The 18,796-nt window shown below is 72.5% G+C and carries 19 protein-coding genes and 1 tRNA gene; 15 read left to right on the top strand and 5 right to left on the bottom strand.

Annotation, left to right across the window (positions count from 1 at the left end; genetic code table 11):
- Window positions 1–175: 175 nt before the first annotated feature.
- The 5 genes from EJF31_RS21940 to EJF31_RS16455 form a co-directional block, all read right to left on the bottom strand.
- A complete protein-coding gene (locus tag EJF31_RS21940) occupies window positions 176–1,342 on the bottom strand; it encodes a hypothetical protein (protein WP_185736320.1) in 1,167 nt (388 codons plus the stop codon).
- A gap of 311 nt (window positions 1,343–1,653) precedes the next feature.
- Complete coding sequence (locus EJF31_RS16470) at window positions 1,654–3,006, bottom strand: glycosyltransferase family 4 protein (protein ID WP_125038215.1); 1,353 nt, start codon at window positions 3,004–3,006, stop codon at window positions 1,654–1,656.
- Window positions 3,007–3,079: 73 nt separating this feature from the next.
- A complete protein-coding gene (locus tag EJF31_RS16465) occupies window positions 3,080–4,120 on the bottom strand; it encodes a PD40 domain-containing protein (protein ID WP_125038214.1) in 1,041 nt (346 codons plus the stop codon).
- Window positions 4,117–5,304 carry an MFS transporter gene (locus tag EJF31_RS16460; protein ID WP_260430913.1) on the bottom strand — a complete coding sequence of 396 codons (1,188 nt, stop codon included), beginning with the start codon at window positions 5,302–5,304 and terminating at the stop codon, window positions 4,117–4,119. Before EJF31_RS16460 ends, EJF31_RS16465 begins: the two co-directional genes overlap by 4 nt.
- A gap of 74 nt (window positions 5,305–5,378) precedes the next feature.
- On the bottom strand, window positions 5,379–6,062 hold the full coding sequence (locus EJF31_RS16455; RefSeq protein ID WP_125038212.1) for a hypothetical protein: 684 nt from the start codon (window positions 6,060–6,062) through the stop codon (window positions 5,379–5,381).
- Between the two features lie 236 nt (window positions 6,063–6,298).
- Between EJF31_RS16455 and mfd the strand changes: the two genes are divergently transcribed.
- The 15 genes from mfd (at window position 6,299) to EJF31_RS16380 (ending at window position 18,733) form a co-directional block, all read left to right on the top strand.
- On the top strand, window positions 6,299–9,919 hold the full coding sequence (gene mfd, locus EJF31_RS16450; RefSeq protein ID WP_125038211.1) for a transcription-repair coupling factor: 3,621 nt from the start codon (window positions 6,299–6,301) through the stop codon (window positions 9,917–9,919).
- A gap of 16 nt (window positions 9,920–9,935) precedes the next feature.
- On the top strand, window positions 9,936–10,631 hold the full coding sequence (locus EJF31_RS16445; protein WP_125038210.1) for a hypothetical protein: 696 nt from the start codon (window positions 9,936–9,938) through the stop codon (window positions 10,629–10,631).
- Window positions 10,632–10,641: 10 nt separating this feature from the next.
- On the top strand, window positions 10,642–11,283 hold the full coding sequence (locus EJF31_RS16440) for a MazG nucleotide pyrophosphohydrolase domain-containing protein (RefSeq protein ID WP_260430912.1): 642 nt from the start codon (window positions 10,642–10,644) through the stop codon (window positions 11,281–11,283).
- A gap of 98 nt (window positions 11,284–11,381) precedes the next feature.
- Window positions 11,382–12,659: a phosphopyruvate hydratase gene (gene eno, locus EJF31_RS16435; protein WP_125038209.1), complete on the top strand. Its 1,278-nt coding sequence runs from the start codon at window positions 11,382–11,384 to the stop codon at window positions 12,657–12,659.
- A gap of 18 nt (window positions 12,660–12,677) precedes the next feature.
- Window positions 12,678–13,238 carry a septum formation initiator family protein gene (locus EJF31_RS22410; RefSeq protein ID WP_260430911.1) on the top strand — a complete coding sequence of 187 codons (561 nt, stop codon included), beginning with the start codon at window positions 12,678–12,680 and terminating at the stop codon, window positions 13,236–13,238.
- A 7-nt stretch (window positions 13,239–13,245) separates the two neighbouring features.
- Window positions 13,246–13,758 (top strand): DUF501 domain-containing protein, encoded by a 513-nt coding sequence (locus EJF31_RS16425; protein ID WP_125038208.1) that lies wholly within the window; start codon window positions 13,246–13,248, stop codon window positions 13,756–13,758.
- The gene (locus EJF31_RS16420) at window positions 13,755–14,663 is read left to right on the top strand and encodes a Ppx/GppA phosphatase family protein (RefSeq protein WP_125038207.1); all 909 of its coding nucleotides are present in this window, start codon (window positions 13,755–13,757) and stop codon (window positions 14,661–14,663) included. The genes EJF31_RS16425 and EJF31_RS16420 overlap by 4 nt, the downstream gene beginning before the upstream one ends.
- Window positions 14,664–14,709: 46 nt before the next feature.
- On the top strand, window positions 14,710–15,114 hold the full coding sequence (locus tag EJF31_RS16415) for a phage holin family protein (RefSeq protein ID WP_125038206.1): 405 nt from the start codon (window positions 14,710–14,712) through the stop codon (window positions 15,112–15,114).
- The gene (locus EJF31_RS16410) at window positions 15,111–15,323 is read left to right on the top strand and encodes a DUF3618 domain-containing protein (protein ID WP_125038205.1); all 213 of its coding nucleotides are present in this window, start codon (window positions 15,111–15,113) and stop codon (window positions 15,321–15,323) included. Before EJF31_RS16415 ends, EJF31_RS16410 begins: the two co-directional genes overlap by 4 nt.
- Window positions 15,324–15,345: 22 nt before the next feature.
- Window positions 15,346–15,612, top strand: a complete 267-nt coding sequence (locus tag EJF31_RS16405; protein WP_125038204.1) for a hypothetical protein — start codon at window positions 15,346–15,348, stop codon at window positions 15,610–15,612.
- A gap of 21 nt (window positions 15,613–15,633) precedes the next feature.
- The gene (locus EJF31_RS16400) at window positions 15,634–16,530 is read left to right on the top strand and encodes a uracil-DNA glycosylase (RefSeq protein ID WP_125038203.1); all 897 of its coding nucleotides are present in this window, start codon (window positions 15,634–15,636) and stop codon (window positions 16,528–16,530) included.
- The gene (locus EJF31_RS16395) at window positions 16,527–17,051 is read left to right on the top strand and encodes a glycine cleavage system protein R (protein WP_125038202.1); all 525 of its coding nucleotides are present in this window, start codon (window positions 16,527–16,529) and stop codon (window positions 17,049–17,051) included. Before EJF31_RS16400 ends, EJF31_RS16395 begins: the two co-directional genes overlap by 4 nt.
- Window positions 17,048–17,596 (top strand): peptide deformylase, encoded by a 549-nt coding sequence (gene def, locus EJF31_RS16390; protein ID WP_125038201.1) that lies wholly within the window; start codon window positions 17,048–17,050, stop codon window positions 17,594–17,596. The genes EJF31_RS16395 and def overlap by 4 nt, the downstream gene beginning before the upstream one ends.
- 54 nt (window positions 17,597–17,650) lie before the next feature.
- Window positions 17,651–17,724: transfer RNA gene (locus EJF31_RS16385), tRNA-Leu, on the top strand.
- 133 nt (window positions 17,725–17,857) lie between these two features.
- Window positions 17,858–18,733: a Bax inhibitor-1/YccA family protein gene (locus tag EJF31_RS16380; RefSeq protein WP_125038200.1), complete on the top strand. Its 876-nt coding sequence runs from the start codon at window positions 17,858–17,860 to the stop codon at window positions 18,731–18,733.
- Window positions 18,734–18,796: the final 63 nt, after the last annotated feature.

The following is an 18,796-nucleotide window of genomic DNA, read 5'->3' as shown; positions in this document are numbered from 1 at the left end:
GCGGTCGCGGCCGGTTCTCGGGGGACTGTGACGTGAGCCACCATGGAACACGGCCCGCTCCCCGGTAGCCGGACGAACACGCCCGGGGTCCGGGAATTTGACCTTCAGGCGGCTCAGCCCGGGCAGCAGCTGGAGGGTGGTCCGGCCGCTGCCCGGGCTGTCTGTGTCGCCGGGATCAGGCGGGGTTGACGACCCCTCCGTCGATCCACGTGTTGTTGGACCAGGTGTTGCCGGTGCCGCTCGACTTGAACGAGGTCACGGGGCCGTAGACGCCGCACTTGTTGTTGGCGCCGCGCTCCCAGACGTTGTTCGTGACCTGGATGTAGGTCGGGTTGTCGCCGTACGGCTTCGACGGGTTCCAGCCCGAGTGCAGGCAGAACGAGTTGCTGACGTTGTTGGCCTTGAACAGGTTGTTGTCGATGGTGACGTGGCTGATCGGGCCGAAGTCGCCGAAGAGCGACAGGTCAGCGGTGCACCCGCCGTCGGTGGAGTTGTAGCCCGACGTGCAGTGCAGCGTGTTGTGCCGCACCAGCATGTTCGTGCCGCCGTTGGAGATGAAGGCGTTGTTGTGGAAGCTCTGGCCGTCGGGGTTCCACTGGTCGTGCAGCCAGGAGTCGAGGACGGTGCAGTTGTCGTCGCAGTGGAAGCTGTGCTGGCCACCGGTCGCCTCCACCCGGGTGGCGGTGATGTTCGAGCCCCAGATCGCTCCGTCGAACCACTGGCCGGCCGACACGTTGTCGTCGGTCAGGGTGACCGAGTAACTGCTGCCGTTGGTCGCGTCGACCCGCGGGAGGTTCGACTTGGTGATGACCACGTTGGGGGCCTTGATGGTGATCGCGTCGCACTTGCCCAGCGCGTCGACGGCGGTGATGGTCACGCTCGACGTGATCGTGCACGGGCCGGAGTACGGCGTGAGCGTGGTGCCGGCGGGGACGCCCGTGTTGTCGGGGCCGGGCCAGGCGCCGTTGCTCGGGGCCGGGGTGGGGCTCTGCGTCGGTGTCGGGGTCTGCGTGGGGGTGGGGGACTGCGTGGGGGTGGGGGTCTGCGTGGGGGTGGGGGACTGCGTGGGGGTGGGGGACTGCGTCGGCGTGGGGCTGGTCGTGGGGGCCGGCTGGGTCGTGGTCGGGGTGCTGCCCTGCTGCATCCGGGCCGCCAGCTCGTTGGCGCGGCAGTCGGTGTAGTCGAGGATCTGCTGGCGGGTGGCCGAGCCCGATGGCCTGACGCATGCGGTGGTGGTGTCGGCGCCGACGAGGGTGGGGCTGGTCGTGGCCGCGTTCACGAGGGCGAAGGAGCCCAAGGTGAAGACGGCGGTCCCGGCCAGGGTCTTCAGGATCCTGCTCATGCCAGTCCCCCCTGTGACGGGGCGCTCGTGCCGACCTTGTCGGGCGCCCCTGAGGCGTCGCGGCGGTAGCGCTCGTGCTGGGGGTCGTGGTGCATCTTCTCGGTGTTCATGGTGGCTCCCTCCCAGAAGCTCGGTGGAGACCAGAGCCTGCGCAGGAGGGCATGGCGGCAAACCGGGCTGTAGCCCAGATCACCGCAGTCGCGCCGAGAGGCACGGATGCCGGGGAAATACCCGACGACTGTCCGACATCCGTCGGTATGGAGGCAGGCGTCCGCTATGGGGTCGCCCGTGTCGGGGTCGAGCTCAGGGTGTCAGGACGCCACCGCGTCGTGGCCGAGGAACGGGTCCCGGTCGGCGACGAACTTGCGGAGCGACTCCTCCGACTCGAGGTCGGCATAGACGTGGCCGTGGCCGTCGGCACCCGCCGGCGACAGGTCCGCCGACAGCATGATGTCGTTGTCGGTGCGGCCCGCCATCCGGTCGTGCACCCCGACGTACGCCTCCGCCTGGGGGCGCCAGTCGAGCACCTCGCAGACCCGTCTGCGGGCCCGCACGCCCATCTCGACGCGGAGCTCCACGTCGTCGAGCAACCTCTCCACCGCGTCGGTGAACGCGCCGACGTCCCCGGAGGGGACGTAGAGGCAGGAGTCCTCGCCCGAGACCCGGGTCTCGACCAGGTCGAAGGAGACCGAGGGCAGCGCGTAGGCCATGTACTCCATCGTCTTGTTCATCGTCGACACGTCGTTGAGGGGCGTCTTCAGGTCGGGGCACAGGCCGATCTCGGCGGCGCTCAGGTGCTCGGCGATCATGCCGGCGTCCGCGCGCCCGGTGAAGGTGACCAGGTCCTCCAGGCCGAGCTCCACGCTGCGGCGCTGGAGGTCCTTGAGGCAGTCGCCGAAGCCGAGCAGGGTGGCCTCCACGTCGGTCCGGCCGCGGACGTGCACCAGCTCGTGCATCACCTCGAGGATCGTCTCGACCCCGTCCTGGGGCCCCATGATGCCGAGGTAGACCAGTGAGTGCCGCTGCTTGCGGGCGGCGCCCCGCTCGGCCAGGACCGGGCGCATGGTGCGGGTGTCCGGCCCGCTGCGCACCACGGTCACGTCGGCCGGGTCCAGCCCGCCACGCTCGATCGCGATCCGCTTGTAGGACTCGTTGGTCGAGATCACGTGGTCGGCGGTCCGGTAGGTCATCCGCTCGAGCCAGCGCAGCCCGCCGAGCTGCAGCCGCCCGCCCAGGCCCGTGGGTCGCCCGAACCGGGAGAGGAACAGCTCGGGATTCAGGTCGTGCTGGTCGAAGACGAACCGTACGCCGCGGCGCTGCCACATCCGGGCGAGCAGCCAGTAGGTGTCCGGCGGGTTGCAGGCCTGGAGCACCTGGAAGGGGCTGCGCCGCCACACGCGGCGCGAGAGCAGGGCGGTGCGGACCCACGAGTAGACGAACTCGAGCAGGTAGCCGAGCACGCCGGACGCCTGGGGAGCCGGGCGGTACTTGTAGATGCGGACTCCCTCGATCGTCTCGCGGGCGGGATCGCCGGGACCCTTGGGGCAGATCACGCTGACGTCGAACCCGCGCGCCGTGAGGGCCCGGCACTCCAGCCAGACCCGACGGTCCAGCGGCACGGGGAGGTTCTGCACGACGATCAGTGCATGGGGTCTCACAGCCATGCCATCAGCCTCGATTGCCGAAGCCCGTCCCCACCGGGATGCCGACCCGATATCACCGACATCGGGGACCGGGTCATCGCCGCACCACCGCCGGTGACCAGGCCTGCTCGATGAGCAGGTGCGGACGGGCGTTGGCGCGGGCGTCGATGCGCCACACGTCGGTCACGCCGGGCTCGTGCTCGCGCGCCAGCCCGTAGAGGAGGGTGTCGTCGTCGAGCCACTCGACCTGGTCGTCGACGCTGGCCGTCTCCCGGCGCAGCACCTGCTCGTGGTTGGTGACGAGGTCGAGCACGGCGATCGACCAGTGCGGCAGCCCGGACCCCGGGGCTCGCACCTTGTAGGCGACGCGGGTGCCGTCGGGGGAGACCGAGGGGCACTCGGCGTTCGTGCGCAGCGTGCGCAGGGTGCGGCTGGGCAGGTCGCCGCGGACGAGGTAGGTGCGGCCCCCCGTCGCGACGGTGGCGTAGAAGGTCCGGTCGTCGACGAAGGTGACGCCCCAGATGTTGCGGTCCGCCGGCTGGCTGTCGTGGCCGTCGATCAGGAGGTGGAACTTCTCGAGGTCGCCGTAGCTGCGGCCGTCGACGTGCCGGATCTCGGTGCTGGTCGAGAAGCCGGTCTGCATGTAGGAGTGGCCGGCCACGAAGGTCGTGGTCGCCACCAGCGACCCGTCGGGCGACAGCCGGGTCCGGCTCGGGAGGCCGGGCAGGGCGATCTTGTCGGTCACCTTCCAGTGCCGGTCCAGCTCGAGGAGGTCGTAGCGGGTCACCACGCCCCGCTTGGTCTGCAGGCACGAGGCGCCGGTGCTGGTCGCGTCGATGCGGTCGCACGCCAGGTCGGTGAAGGCCCGGGGGCCGCCCGGGTCGTCGAGCGCGACCATCGCCACGACGCCGTACTTGCTGTCCACCCCGGTGTGCCGGAAGACGATGCGTGGGCCGTCGGCGATCCGGCCCTCGGGCACGCTCGCGACGACCGGCGCCGCCGTGTGCAGCGAGTGGTAGCGCGCGGCGTCACCGAGGACGTAGGCCGCCACCGTGCCGACGACGGCGAGGGCCACGGCGATGAACGCGACGGCACGGCCGTTGGGGCTCAGGATCCGGCGCAGGACGGGGCTCACGGGGTCGCTCCCGTGAGGAGGGGCCGGTCGAGGCCGCGCAGGGCGAAGTGGGCGGCCGGCAGGGCGGCGCCGAGCACGGTGGCGACGACGACGAGGGCCGTGGCCGGACCCAGCGCGAACCACAGGATCCCGAAGCCGGCCGAGGAGGCCATCCGTGCCACCGCGACCGTCGACTGGGCGGCGGCGATCCCGCTGGCCCGGGCACCGGGATCGACGATCCCGCCGGCCAGGGCCGCGACGACGCCGTCGGTGGCGGCGTAGAACGTCCCGAGCAGCGCCAGCGCCGCCAGCGTGGAGGTGGTGGTGGTCATCGGCGCCGCCACGACGAGGTACGCCGCGGCGAGGGCGACGTGACCGCCCACGACCACCCGGGCCCGGCCGACCCGGTCGGCGAGCCGACCCAGGGGCACGGCGAGGGCGAGGTAGGCGATGTTGGTGCCGACGTACATCAGCGGGAACCAGTGCGTCGCGAAGCCGCCCCGGTCCAGGAGTGCGAGGTAGACGAAGCCGTCACCGACCGTCAGCAGGGCGAGGCCGCCGGCCACCACGAGGAGCCGGGTCAGCCGCGGGTCGGCGAGTGCCCGCCAGTGGAAGGGCTCGCGGGTCGCGTGCTCGCGCACCCGCGTCTCGCGGTCGGAGACGAGCAGGCCGAGCAGGGCGACGCCCAGCACGGCGAAGCCGAAGGAGACCAGCAGCACGGCGTGGAAGCCGTCGGGGATCCACCACAGCAGGGAGAAGGCGACCAGCGGCCCCAGGACGGCGCCGATCGTGTCGAGCGTCCGGTGGACCCCGAAGGCGCGGCCGAGCTGGTCGGGCGGGCTGGCCGCCGCGATCATCGCGTCCCGCGGCGCGGTCCGCAGGCCCTTGCCGATCCGGTCCGCGGCGATCACCGCGGAGATCGCGCCGAGGCCGGTCGCGAGGAGCAGCACGAACCGGGACACGCAGGAGATGAGGTAGCCGGCGAGGGCGACCCACTTGGGGTGGCCGCCGCGATCGGCCGCGAAGCCGCCGACGACCCGGACCAGGGAGCTGACGCCCTGGTAGATGCCGTCGACGAACCCGTAGGCCACGGTCGAGAGGCCGACGGTCGCCGTCAGGTAGAGCGGCAGGATCGCCGCCACCGACTCCGAGGAGACGTCGGTGAGCAGGCTGACCAGGCCGAGGGTGACCACGATGGGAGCCACCCGCCTCTTCCCGGGGACAGGGGGGCGGGCGGCTCCCGTGGCCGGACGGTCGCGTACGGACACGTACACGATCGTCAGGTCTTTCGGTCGGACAGGGTGGCGAAGACGGAGTACGTCGTCTCCCGTGCGCCTCCTGGCCGGGTCACGGTCACGGTGGCCGACGAGCGGCCGAGGTGGAACGCCGCGGCCTCCGAGCCCGCGACGGCGCGGGTGCGGACCTCGTGGAGGCCGAGCCGCGCGAGATGGATCCGCCACCAGCGGAGCACCGCCGCGGGGCGGCGCGACGTGCTGGCGGTCAGGGCCACCTGCAGCACACCGTCCGAGGGCGACACGCTGCTGGTGGTGATGGCCGAGCCCGGCATCGCGTGCCGGAGCAGCTGCCGGAGGGTGAGGGTCGGTCGGCCGGTGCGCGGCAGGCGCGAGGTCACGGGGTCGTCGGTCGGCGCGGTCTCGTCACGCTGCCCGCCGGAGGGGTGGCCGGTCGGCGATGCGGGTGTCGGGGCCGGTGTCGGGCCCGGTGCGGCGGCGCGCGTGCCCGCTCGCGTGCCGGCGTCGCGGTGCTGCCCGGGTGTGGCTCCGGACTCGACCGCCGCGCGCTCGGGACGCGCGGCGGCCGAGCGCCCGGGGGTCTGGGTGTGGGCGGGCTGGGTGGGGCTTGCGGACAGGATCGTGGGCGCCGTCACGGCCATCAGCAGGACGGCGAGCGCGGCGGCTCCGGTGCCGGTCCCGGCGACGACGAGGAAGCGCGTCACGGGCATCAGCTCTCGGTGAGTGGGGGTCTGACCGCGGTGTCGCGTGCCCCCGTCGACAACGCCAAGTTAGGCAGCGGCCGGGGTGCCCCGACCGGCTACAGGAGGCGAATACCCAAGACAGGTGAGCGCCTCGACCGGGCCCGTCGGTGGGGCTTCGTACACTGGTCGGACACCCCCTGTCCCGACGGACCGGGGGCTCTCGTGTTGCCTCGCAACCTCACCCGGACCTCCCAGGAGCACCCGTGCACCTCGCCGGCCTCGCCGATGCCACCCTGTCCGACCCCGCGCTCGCCCAGGCGGTCGAGGACGCGCGCGGTGGCGCCGTACGCGCCCTGGACCTGACGGGCCCCGAGGCCCTCCGCCCCTTCGTCGTGGCGGGCCTGGTCCGGGCCGGCCGCACCGTCCTGGCGGTGACCGCGACCGCCCGGGAGGCCGAGGACCTGGTCGGCTCGCTGGGCGACCTGCTCGACCCGGCCGAGGTCGGCTACTACCCGAGCTGGGAGACGCTGCCGCACGAGCGGCTCAGCCCGCGCTCGGACACCGTCGGGCGACGGCTCGCGGTGCTGCGCCGCCTCTGCCACCCCGGCACCGACGCCAGCAACGGCCCGCTGAAGGTCGTCGTCGCCCCGGTCCGCTCCGTGCTCCAGCCGCAGGTCAAGGGCCTGGGCGACCTGGAGCCCGTCGAGCTGTCACCCGGCGACACGGCCCCCCTCGACGACGTCGTACGCCGCCTCGCCGATGCGGCCTACACGCGCGTCGACCTGGTGGAGAAGCGCGGCGAGTTCGCCGTGCGCGGCGGCATCATCGACGTCTTCCCGCCGACCGAGGAGCACCCGCTCCGGGTCGAGATGTGGGGCGACGACGTCGAGGAGATCCGGACCTTCTCGGTGGCCGACCAGCGCACGCTGGAGAAGGTCGAGCGGCTGTGGGCGCCGCCGTGCCGCGAGCTGCTGCTCACCGACGACGTGCGCCGCCGGGCCTGGGAGCTGGGCGAGGCCCACCCGCAGCTGCTGGAGCTGACCGACAAGATCTCGCAGGGCATCGCGGTCGAGGGCATGGAGTCCCTCGCGCCGGTCCTCGTCGACGAGATGGAGCTGCTCGTCGACCTGATGCCCGCCGAGACCCACGTGCTGGTGCTCGACCCCGAGCGGGCGCGCAGCCGGGCCCACGACCTGGTCGCGACGAGCGAGGAGTTCCTCGGCGCGAGCTGGGCCGCCGCCGCGGGCGGCGGGACCGCCCCGATCGACCTCGGCGCCGCGTCCTACCGCTCGATCGGCGACGTGCGCGAGCACTCCCTCGACCAGCACAAGCCCTGGTGGACGATGAGCCCGTTCGGGCTCGACGAGGTCTCGACCACCGAGGCCGGGCCGCTGCGCGACTCGCTCGGCGAGGTCGTGAGCGTCGATGTCGACGTGCTGGTGGGCGCGGTGGCCAGCCGCGCGCTCTCCGCGAAGCCTGCCGAGGCCTACCGCGGCGACGTCGAGCGCGCGATCGCCGACATCGCCGGCTGGGTCAGGGACGGCTACCGCGTCGCGGTGGTCCACCCGGGCCACGGGCCGGCCCAGCGGCTGGTCGAGGCGCTGGGCGAGCGCGACGTCGCGGCCCGGCTGGTCGACGACGTCGACGGCGAGCTGCCGACGGGCCTGGTCACGGTCACCTGCGGCGCGATGGTGCACGGGTTCGTCGACGAGGAGCGACGGCTCGCCGTCCTGACCGGCGAGGACATCTCGGGCCAGAAGTCCTCCACCCGCGACATGCGGAAGATGCCGGCCCGACGCAAGAAGCAGATCGACCCGCTCGAGCTCAAGGGCGGCGACTTCGTCGTCCACGAGCAGCACGGTGTCGGTCGCTTCGTGGAGATGAAGCAGCGCGAGGTGGGCGGCGCGACGCGCGAGTACCTCGTCCTCGAGTACGGCGCCTCCAAGCGCGGTGGCCCGCCCGACCGGCTCTACGTCCCGGCCGACGCCCTCGACCAGGTCACGCGCTACGTCGGCGGGGAGTCGCCCTCGCTCGACCGGCTCGGCGGCGGTGACTGGACCAAGCGCAAGAACAAGGCCCGCAAGGCGGTCCGCGAGATCGCGGCCGAGCTGATCAAGCTCTACGCCGCCCGCGCCGCGACGAAGGGCCACGCCTTCGGACCGGACACCCCGTGGCAGCGCGAGCTCGAGGACGCGTTCCCCTTCCACGAGACCCCCGACCAGCTCACCACGGTCGACGAGGTCAAGGGCGACATGATGCGCACCATGCCGATGGACCGGCTGGTCTGCGGCGACGTGGGCTACGGCAAGACCGAGATCGCCGTGCGCGCGGCCTTCAAGGCCGTCCAGGACGGCAAGCAGGTGGTCGTCCTCGTGCCCACGACCCTGCTGGTCACCCAGCACCTCTCGACGTTCACCGAGCGGATGAGCGGGTTCCCGGTCAACCTCCGGGGGCTGAGCCGCTTCCAGACCGACAAGGAGGCGAAGGAGGTCATCGCCGGCCTCGCCGACGGCACCGTCGACGTCGTGGTGGGCACGCACCGGCTGCTCAACCCGGACATCCGGATGAAGGACCTCGGCCTGATCATCGTCGACGAGGAGCAGCGCTTCGGCGTCGAGCACAAGGAGCAGATGAAGCGGCTCCGCACCTCCGTCGACGTGCTGTCGATGTCCGCGACGCCGATCCCGCGCACGCTCGAGATGGCGATCACCGGGATCCGCGAGATGTCCACGATCACGACCCCGCCGGAGGAGCGACACCCGGTCCTGACCTACGTCGGCGCCTACGAGGACCGCCAGGTCATCGCGGCGATCCGCCGCGAGCTGCTCCGCGAGGGCCAGGTCTTCTTCATCCACAACCGCGTCCAGTCGATCGAGAAGTCCGCCGCGCGGATCAAGGAGCTCGTCCCCGAGGCCCGCGTCGCCACCGCCCACGGCCAGATGGGGGAGCACCAGCTCGAGCAGGTGATGCTGGACTTCTGGGAGAAGCGCTTCGACGTCCTGGTCTGCACGACCATCGTCGAGTCCGGGCTCGACGTCTCCAACGCCAACACGATGATCATCGAGCGCTCCGACACCCTCGGCCTCTCCCAGCTGCACCAGCTGCGGGGCCGGGTCGGCCGGTCCCGGGAGCGGGCCTACGCCTACTTCCTCTACCCGGCCGAGAAGCCGCTGACCGAGACCGCCCACGAGCGGCTCGCCACCCTCGCCCAGCACTCCGACCTCGGCGGCGGCATGGCGATCGCGATGAAGGACCTCGAGATCCGCGGCGCCGGCAACCTGCTCGGCGGCGAGCAGTCCGGGCACATCGCCGACGTCGGCTTCGACCTCTACGTCCGGCTGGTCGGCGAGGCCGTCAACGAGTTCAAGGGGACGGACGGCCCGAGCGCGGACGACATGAGGGAGGTCCGCATCGAGCTGCCCGTCGACGCCCACCTGCCCCACGACTACATCCCCAGCGAGCGGCTTCGCCTCGAGATGTACAAGCGCCTGGCCGAGGTCCGCTCCGACGACGACGTCGACCTCATCAACGAGGAGCTGCTCGACCGCTACGGCGAGCCGCCGCAGGAGGTCTCCTCGCTGCTGCTCGTGGCCCGCTTCCGGGCCCGGGCCCGCCAGGCCGGGGTCGGGGAGGTGACGATCGCGGGCAAGAACGTCCGGTTCGCGCCGGTCAGCCTGCCCGATTCGCGCGTCGTACGCCTCAACCGGATGTACCCCCGGTCGATCGTGAAGACGCAGCTCGACACGATCCTCGTGCCGCGCCCGCAGACGGCAGTGGTCGGGGGTCATCCGATCACGGGGGTGGCCCTGCTTGAATGGGCCCGCGGTGTGATCGACGCCATCATCGATCCACCCACGGACCAGCCCCCGAGCAAGGTGCCCTGACCGAGGAGAAGTCGTCGTGAGCAAGACCCGCCAGATCGTCCTGGCCGCTGTGTCGCTGGTGTTCGTGGGCACGACGTCCGGGTGCGGCGTCGCCGGCACCAGCTTCCACCCCGGCATCGCCGCCCAGGTGGGCGACGAGACCGTGACCGTGGCCGACGTGGACACGACGGCGAGCAACTACTGCTCCGCGATCGAGAGCCAGCTGGCGCAGAGCAAGCAGGTGCTGCCCCAGCACTTCCTGCGTGGCGGGGTCGCCGGGCTGCTGGCCACGGTGGCCGCGGCGAAGCAGATCGCCGAGCAGTACGGCGTCGAGGCCGGCGAGCAGTACGACCAGAAGGTCGCCAGCCTCCAGGCCGCCGTCAGCACCCTCCCGCAGGAGCAGCAGGACGCCGTGATCGCGGTGGAGTCGGCCGGCACCTACATCGACGCCATCCAGGAGGCGATCGGCGACCAGCAGGCCGCCCAGGAGGGCAAGCACTACTCCACCGCCAAGGCCGACCAGGTCGGCACGCAGGCGTTCGTGGAGTGGATGGACGCCCACGACGTGCAGATCGACCCGCAGTTCGGCATGGAGATCAAGGACGGCCAGGCCGTCCAGGCCGACACCAGCATCTCCTTCGCCGTCGGCGACTCCGCCAAGAACGGCCAGGCCGAGCAGCCCGACCAGACCTACGCCGCCGGGCTGCCCGACGCCCACCGCTGCGGCGGCTGAGCAGGCTCGCGTGCCCGCGCCGGTGCCGGCCTCGGGGGAGCCCCTGCTGGAGTTCCTCGAGGTGATGCGCCGGCTTCGGGCCGAGTGCGCCTGGAAGCGCGAGCAGACCCACCGGTCGCTGGCGCGCTACCTGCTCGAGGAGACCCACGAGACCCTCGACGCGATCGACGCCGGCGCCGCGTCGGGTGACTGGGCGCACCTCGAGGAGGAGCTCGGCGACCTGCTGCTGCAGGTCTACTTCCACGCCGTCATCGGCGAGGAGTCCGGTGCCTTCACGATCGACGACGTGGCGCGCGGGATCACCGAGAAGATGCGGCGCCGCAACCCGCACGTCTTCGGGGACGCTGCCGATCGGGGGGCCGCCGCCACCATGGACGCGGCCGACGTCAACGACGCCTGGCAGGCCGTCAAGGCGGCCGAGAAGCCCGGCGCCGCCCTCACCGACGGGATCTCGCCCACGCTGCCCGCCCTGCTCTACGCCGACAAGGTGCTCGACCGGCTCGAGCGGAGGGGGGTCTCGGCAGGCTCGACCACCGAGCCCGGTGACCTCGGCGACCGGTTGCTCGCCCTCGTGGCCGAGGCGCGCACGACCGGCACCGACCCGGAGCAGGCGCTGCGCGACGCCGTACGCCGGTTACTGACCAGTCCATGAGCCTGCTCCCGGGGCCCGGCACCGCCGGGGGACCGCGGGGCTAGGCTGAGCCCCGCCCAGAGCACCCCCTGGGCGCCCCCTCGACCCAGGAGCAACCCGTGGCATCCATCGAAGCTGTCGGCGCCCGCGAGATCCTCGACTCGCGCGGCAACCCCACTGTCGAGGTCGAGGTGCTCCTCGACGACGGCGCGTTCGCGCGCGCCATGGTCCCCAGCGGCGCCTCCACCGGCGCCTTCGAGGCGGTCGAGCTGCGTGACGGGGGCGACCGCTACCTCGGCAAGGGCGTCCAGAAGGCCGTCGAGGGCGTCATCACGACGATCGCCCCGGCCGTCGAGGGCCTCGCCGCCGACGACCAGCGCCTCATCGACCAGACGATGCTCGAGCTGGACGGCACGCCCAACAAGGCCAACCTCGGCGCCAACGCGATCCTCGGTGTCTCGCTCGCCGTCGCCCGGGCCGCCGCCGACTCGGCCGGCCTGCCGCTCTACCGCTACGTCGGTGGCCCCAACGCCCACCTGCTGCCGGTGCCGATGATGAACATCCTCAACGGCGGCTCGCACGCCGACTCCAACGTGGACATCCAGGAGTTCATGATCGCGCCGATCGGCGCCCCCACCTTCCGCGAGGCGCTGCGCCAGGGCGCGGAGGTCTACCACGCGCTCAAGTCGGTGCTGAAGAAGAAGGGCCTCTCCACCGGCCTCGGCGACGAGGGCGGCTTCGCGCCCAACCTCGACTCCAACCGGGCCGCGCTCGACCTGATCGCCGAGGCCGTGCAGGCCGCGGGCCTCACCCTCGGCCGCGACATCGCGCTGGCCATGGACGTGGCGGCCTCCGAGTTCTTCAAGGACGGGTCCTACGCCTTCGAGGGCGGCACCAAGTCGGCCGAGGAGATGACCGCCTACTACGCCGACCTGGTCGGGTCCTACCCCATCGTCTCCATCGAGGACCCGCTCGACGAGGACGACTGGGCTGGCTGGAAGGCCATCACCGACCAGCTCGGCAGCCGCACCCAGATCGTGGGCGACGACCTGTTCGTCACCAACGTCGAGCGGCTGCAGCGCGGCATCGACGGCGGCCAGGCCAACGCCATGCTGGTCAAGGTCAACCAGATCGGCTCGCTCACCGAGACCCTCGACGCGGTCGAGCTCGCGCACCGCGCCGGCTTCCGCAACATGATGAGCCACCGCTCCGGCGAGACCGAGGACACCACGATCGCCGACCTCGCGGTCGCCACCAACTGCGGCCAGATCAAGACCGGCGCACCGGCCCGGTCGGACCGCGTCGCGAAGTACAACCAGCTCCTGCGCATCGAGGACGAGCTCGGCGACGCGGCGCGCTACGCCGGTGCGAGCGCCTTCCCGCGTTATCGGTCCTGATCGGGGGAGACTTCTCCCGTGGCGGAACAGCGACGGACGAGCCGGGGTGGACCCGGAGGCAGCAGGCGACCGGGCCAGCGGGGCAACCCGCGGGCCCGGGCCGCTGCCGCACCCACCCCGGGCAGCGCCGGCCCGGAGGGCCGCCGGCCGCGGCTGACCGGCCGGGCCGCGATCCTGGTCCTGGTGCTCGCGGTGCTGACCGTCTCCTACGCCTCCTCGATGCGGGCCTACGTCCAGCAGCGCTCGCACATCCAGGACCTGAAGGCCCAGATCGCGCAGCGCGAGACGAGCATCGACGCCCTCGAGCGGGAGAAGCGCCGCTGGCACGACCCGGCCTACGTCCAGGCCCAGGCCCGCGAGCGCTTCGGCTACCTGATGCCCGGCGAGACGTCGTACGTCGTCCTCGGGGCCGACGGCAAGCCGCTGGAGAGCCAGACCTCGCTCACCGACCCCGCGACCGTCGACCGCAAGGCCCCCACCGCCTGGTGGACCCAGGAGTGGAACTCCGTCACGCTCGCCGGGGTCCCGCCCAAGCCGCAAGCCCCGCCGGTCTCCGAGATCGACGGCACGAAGGAGTGAACCACCAGTGATCGACCCGGCCGACGAAGCGGCGATCGCCGCCCAGCTGGGCCGGGAGCCGCGGGCCATCCACGAGGTCGGGCACCGCTGTCCCTGCGGCAACCCCGACGTTGTCACCACCGAGCCGCGCCTCCCCAACGGCACGCCGTTCCCCACGACCTACTACCTGACCTGCCCGCGCGCGGCCTCGCGCATCGGCACCCTCGAGGGTGGCGGGGTGATGAAGGAGATGCAGGACCGGCTCGGGACCGACCCGGAGTTGGCCGCGGCCTACCGCGCCGCCCACGAGCGCTACCTCGAGGCGCGCGCTGCGATCGCTTCCGAGGCGGGTCTCGAGGTGCCGGAGATCGAGGGCATCTCCGCCGGCGGCATGCCCGACCGCGTGAAGTGCCTGCACGTCCTCGCCGGGCAGTCGCTGGCCCAAGGGCCGGGCGTCAACCCGCTCGGCGACGAGGTGCTCGAGGCGCTCGGCGACTGGTGGTCCTCGGGCCCCTGCGTGACCGCCACCCCGGACGCGTGACCGGCCCCCTGGCCGCGATCGACTGCGGCACCAACACCATCAAGCTGCTGATCGGCACCCTGCCCGACGTCGCCGTGCGCGAGTCGCGGATGGTGCGGCTGGGCCAGGGCGTCGACAAGACGGGCCGGCTCGCCGACGAGGCGCTGGCGCGGACGTTCGCGGCGATCGACGAGTACGCCGTCCTCATCGCCGCGCACGGCGTCCCGCCCTCCCGCGTGCGCTTCTGCGCCACCTCGGCGACCCGCGACTCGGCCAACGCGTCGGTCTTCGCCGCGGGCGTGCACGCCCGGCTGGGGGTGTGGCCCGAGGTGCTGTCCGGTGCGGAGGAGGCCGCGCTGTCCTTCGACGGCGCCGTGCGCAACCTGGCCTCGCCGCCCGCCGCTCCCGTGCTCGTCGTCGACATCGGCGGCGGGTCGACCGAGCTGATCCTGGGGTCGTCCTCGCCCGCCGCGGCCCACTCCATGGACATCGGGTCGGTGCGGCTGCACGAGCGGCACCTCCACTCCGACCCCCCGACCGCCGCCGAGGTCGCGGCCTGCGTCGCCGACATCGACGCCCACCTCGACGCCTGCCCCGTCCCGCCCGCGGGTGCCGCGACGGTCGTCGGGGTGGCCGGCACCGTGACGACGGTGGCGGCCGGCGTGCTCGACCTGCCGGCGTACGACCGCGAGGCGATCGACCAGCAGGTCCTGGCCGTCGAGGACGTGCACGCGCTGGTGTCGCGCCTGGTCAGCATGACCGTGGAGGAGCGGCTCGCGCTGCCCTGGATGCACCCCGGCCGCGCCGACGTGATCGACGCCGGGGCGCTGATCCTGTCGCGCGTGCTGGCCCGCGCCTCCGTGCCGTCGCTGGTCGTCTCCGAGTCCGACATCCTCGACGGGATCGCCTGGTCGCTCGTGTCGTGACGCGGCGCACCCGTTTGTCCCCGAGTCGATCGGGCACGGGCCGGACATGAGCGAACCCACGACTCATCCGTCCGACGAACCGCTCGGTGCGCTCGTGCACCGACTCTCCGAGCAGGTCCCCGAGCTGGTCCGCAGCGAGCTCCGGCTGGCCCAGGCCGAGCTGGCCCAGAAGGGCCGGAGGGCCGGGATCGGCATCGGCATGTTCACCGGCGCCGGGCTGCTGGCCTTCTTCGGCGTGGCCACCCTGGTCGCCACCGCCGTCATCGCGCTGGCACTGGTGCTGCCGCTGTGGGCGAGCGGCCTGATCGTGGCCGGTGTCCTCCTGGTCGCCGCCCTGGGTGCCGCGCTGGCGGGCAGGAACGAGGTCGCCGCGGCGACCCCGCCGGCCCCCGAGCGCGCCCTCGCCGGCGTACGCGAGGACGTCTCGGTCATCAAGGGAGGCCGGGCATGAACGGACAGACCCCCGAGCAGATCGAGGCCGAGATCGCGCAGCAGCGCGAGGAGCTCGCCGCGACCGTGAGCGAGCTGCACGCCCGCCTGGACGTGAAGTCCCGGGCCGGAGCGGCCGTGAAGGACCCGAAGAACCGGCCGATCCTGGCCGTCGGGGCCGCCGCACTCGTCGGCGCCGTCGGCCTGGTCATCTGGCGCCGGACCCGCTGACCCACTCACGAAGGAGACCACCATGAAGAAGCTGCCCCTCCTGCTGGCCGCGAGCGCCGGCTACGTCCTCGGGACCCGCGCCGGACGTCAGCGCTACGAGCAGATCGCCGCGGGTGCACGCCGCGTCGCCCGTGACCCGCGTGTCCGGTCGGTGGCCCACCAGGCGCAGGACGCGGTGGCCGCTCAGGCCGCCGCGGTCGCCGACGTGGCGAAGGAGAAGGCGTCCGAGGCGGTCTCGACCGCGGCCGACAAGGTACGCCGCGAGGCGTCCGTCTCGCCGACCCCCTGACCGGTCCGGCACGATGACCCGGTGACCGACCTGCCGCACCCGCTGACCGGCCGGCCGTTCCCCTCGCCCGTCCCGCCCGGCACGGGCTGGCCCGGCGACCCGGCATCGGCCGCCACCCCCGTCGCCCGCACCCCCTCCGACGTGCAGGGTCTGGCATGCCGTTTGGTCCCCAACGGCATGAAATCGGCCCCGGGACATGCCGTTGGGGACCAAACGGCAACCCCGCTGGCCGACCTGGATGCCCAGGTGAGCGTCTGCCGGGCGTGCCCGCGGCTGGTGGCGTGGCGCGAGGAGGTCGCCGCCGACAAGCGGGCGTCGTACGCCGACCAGCCCTACTGGGGGCGCCCGATCGCGGGATGGGGATCGGCCACGCCACGGGTTCTCGTCGTCGGCCTGGCGCCGGCGGCGCACGGCGGCAACCGGACGGGGCGGATCTTCACCGGCGACCGGTCGGGGGACTGGCTGTTCGCGAGCCTCCACCGGGTCGGGCTGGCGACCCAGGCGACCAGCGAGCACGCGGGCGACGGGCAGCGGCTCGTCGACACCCGCATGGTGGCGGCGGTGCGGTGCGCGCCGCCGCTCAACAAGCCGACCACCGAGGAGCGCGACACCTGCGCGCCCTGGCTCGACGCCGAGCTGGCCCTGGTGGAGGAGCACGTCCGCGTCGTGGTGGCGCTGGGCTCGTTCGGGTGGGATGCGGCACTGCGGGCCGTACGCCGCGCCGGCTGGGACGTCCCGACGCCCAAGCCGCGGTTCGGCCACGGCGCCGAGGCGCGCCTGCGCGTGAGGGACAGGGGCGTGCTGCTGCTCGGCAGCTACCACCCCAGCCAGCAGAACACCTTCACGGGCAAGCTGACCGAGCCGATGCTGGACGACGTGCTCGGCCGGGCGGCGGCCGCTGCGAGAATGCCCGGGTGACCACGCACCTGCACGCCATCACCGTCCTCGGCCACGACCGTCCCGGCATCATCGCCGAGACGACGGGGAGGCTGGCCGAGCTCGGCCTCAACCTCGAGGACTCCTCGATGACGCTGCTGCGCGGCCACTTCGCGATGACCCTGGTGTGCGCCGGCGACGCCGAGGGCGGCGCGATCGAGGCCGCGCTGGCCCCGCTGGCAGCCGACGGCACCCTCACCGTCACCGTCCGTGAGGTCCCCGAGGAGCACGCGGACAGCACGCCCGGCAGCTCGTGGGTGCTGACCGTCCACGGCGGCGACCGGCCGGGGATCGTGTCCTCGATCGTCACCGAGGTGGCCCGGGTCGGCGGCAACATCACGGACCTGACCACCCGGCTCGCCGGCGACCTCTACCTCCTGATCGCGGAGATCGACTTCCCGGCCGGGATCGACGTACCCGCCGTCGAGGCCGCCATCAAGGCGGTCGCCACCACGCTCGGCGTCGGCGCGACGCTGCGCGAGGCGGAGGCCGACGACCTGTGAACCGCGTCCTCGCGTGGTCCGTCGACGAGCTGGGCGTCGAGGGCCGGCTGCTCGACGTCGTGCGCGCCCCGGCGACGGTCCTGTCCACCCCGGGTGAGCCGGTCGACCCCGCCAGCCCCGAGACCGTCCAGCTCGCCGCCGACCTGGTCGCCACCATGCGCGTCAGCCCCGGCTGCGTCGGCCTCGCCGCACCCCAGGTCGGGGTCGGCGCGCAGCTGTTCTGCGTCGACGTGTCCGAGCACCCCAAGACGCGCACCCACCACGGGACCTTCGTGCTGTGCAACGCTGAGGTGGTGGAGGCCAGCCGCAACGAGAAGGCCCGCGAGGGGTGCATGAGCGTCCCGGACTTCACCGGCGACGTGAAGCGCGCGACCCGGATCGTCGTCCGCGGCCAGCTGCCCGGCACGGGCGAGGAGGTCACCGTGACCACCGACGCCTTCGAGGCCAAGGCGCTGCAGCACGAGATGGACCACTGTCAGGGGCTGCTCTTCCTCGACCGGGCGGCCGGGGCGCACGCGATCCACGCGCGCAAGACCTACTTATGACCGGACGTCGTACGACGCGGTCGCCCCGGCGACCACTCCGTATGACGTCCCCCCGCCCCCGTATCCCAATCGGCAGAGGAAGTCGCCTTAAAAGCGACCGAGTGTGGGTTCGAGTCCCACCGGGGGCACTCGCAGGGGCCGGATAACCTGAGAACCTGCCAAAATCCTGTCCCACCGGGGAACGAGGGGCCCGGGCCGGGCGTTGGAACCGGTGAGCCTGCCTAGACTGGGCAGATCATCCCGGCCTCCAAGGAGAGACCAATGCAGAGCAACAACCCGGTGTTCCGCCGCTCGGAGGAGTTCAATCGCCCCGGCGCGAACGCCTACGGCAACCAGACCTACGCCGGCAACGGCCAGGCCTACCCGGGCTACGGGCAGGCCGGCTACTCCGACCCGTCCACGTGGGGCACCGGCACGCCCGGCACCCAGACCCCGGTCTCCACCGGCCCGATGACGATCGACACGGTCGTCCAGAAGACCGGTCTCTCGCTCGGCGTCGTCATCGTGGCCGCACTCGCGACCTGGATCATGACCCCGGCCATCACGACGGCCACCACCGCCGCCGACCTCAGCGGCCTCTACGCCGCCGTGACGATCGGCAGCCTCGGCGCCTTCGTCCTGTCGATGGTCAACTCGTTCAAGCGCGTCATCAGCCCCGCGCTGGTGCTGGCGTTCTGCGCCCTGGAGGGTGTCGCCCTCGGCGGCCTCAGCAAGGTCTTCGACGCCCAGTTCGGCGGCAACGTCGTCTCCGGCGCCGTGATCGGCACCTTCGCTGCGTTCGCGGGCACGCTCGCGGCGTACAAGGTCTTCGACATCAAGGTCGGCAACAAGTTCCGCATGTTCGTGATGGCCGCCGTCTTCGGCATGGTCGGCCTCTCGCTCATGGAGATGGTGCTCGGCTTCTTCGGCGCCCAGCTCGGCCTCTTCGGCTTCGGCGGCCTCGGCCTGCTGACCGCGATCGCCGGCCTGGTGCTCGGTGTCTTCATGCTCGTCATGGACTTCGACTTCGTCGAGCAGGGCATCCGCAACGGCATCCCGGAGCGCGAGTCGTGGCGTGCCGCGTTCGCGATGACGGTCAGCCTGGTCTGGATCTACACCAACCTGCTGCGCCTGCTCGCGATCTTCAGCGACAACTAGTCTCGGCAGGCTCGACCACCGAGCTGTACGACACAGGGCCCCGGGCAGTCGCCCGGGGCCCTG

The sequence above is a fragment of the Nocardioides sp. LS1 genome, assembly GCF_003865225.1.
In the GTDB taxonomy this organism is placed as follows: Bacteria; Actinomycetota; Actinomycetes; order Propionibacteriales; family Nocardioidaceae; genus Nocardioides; species Nocardioides ginsengisegetis.
This window is presented reverse-complemented; position numbering and strand designations above follow the sequence as displayed.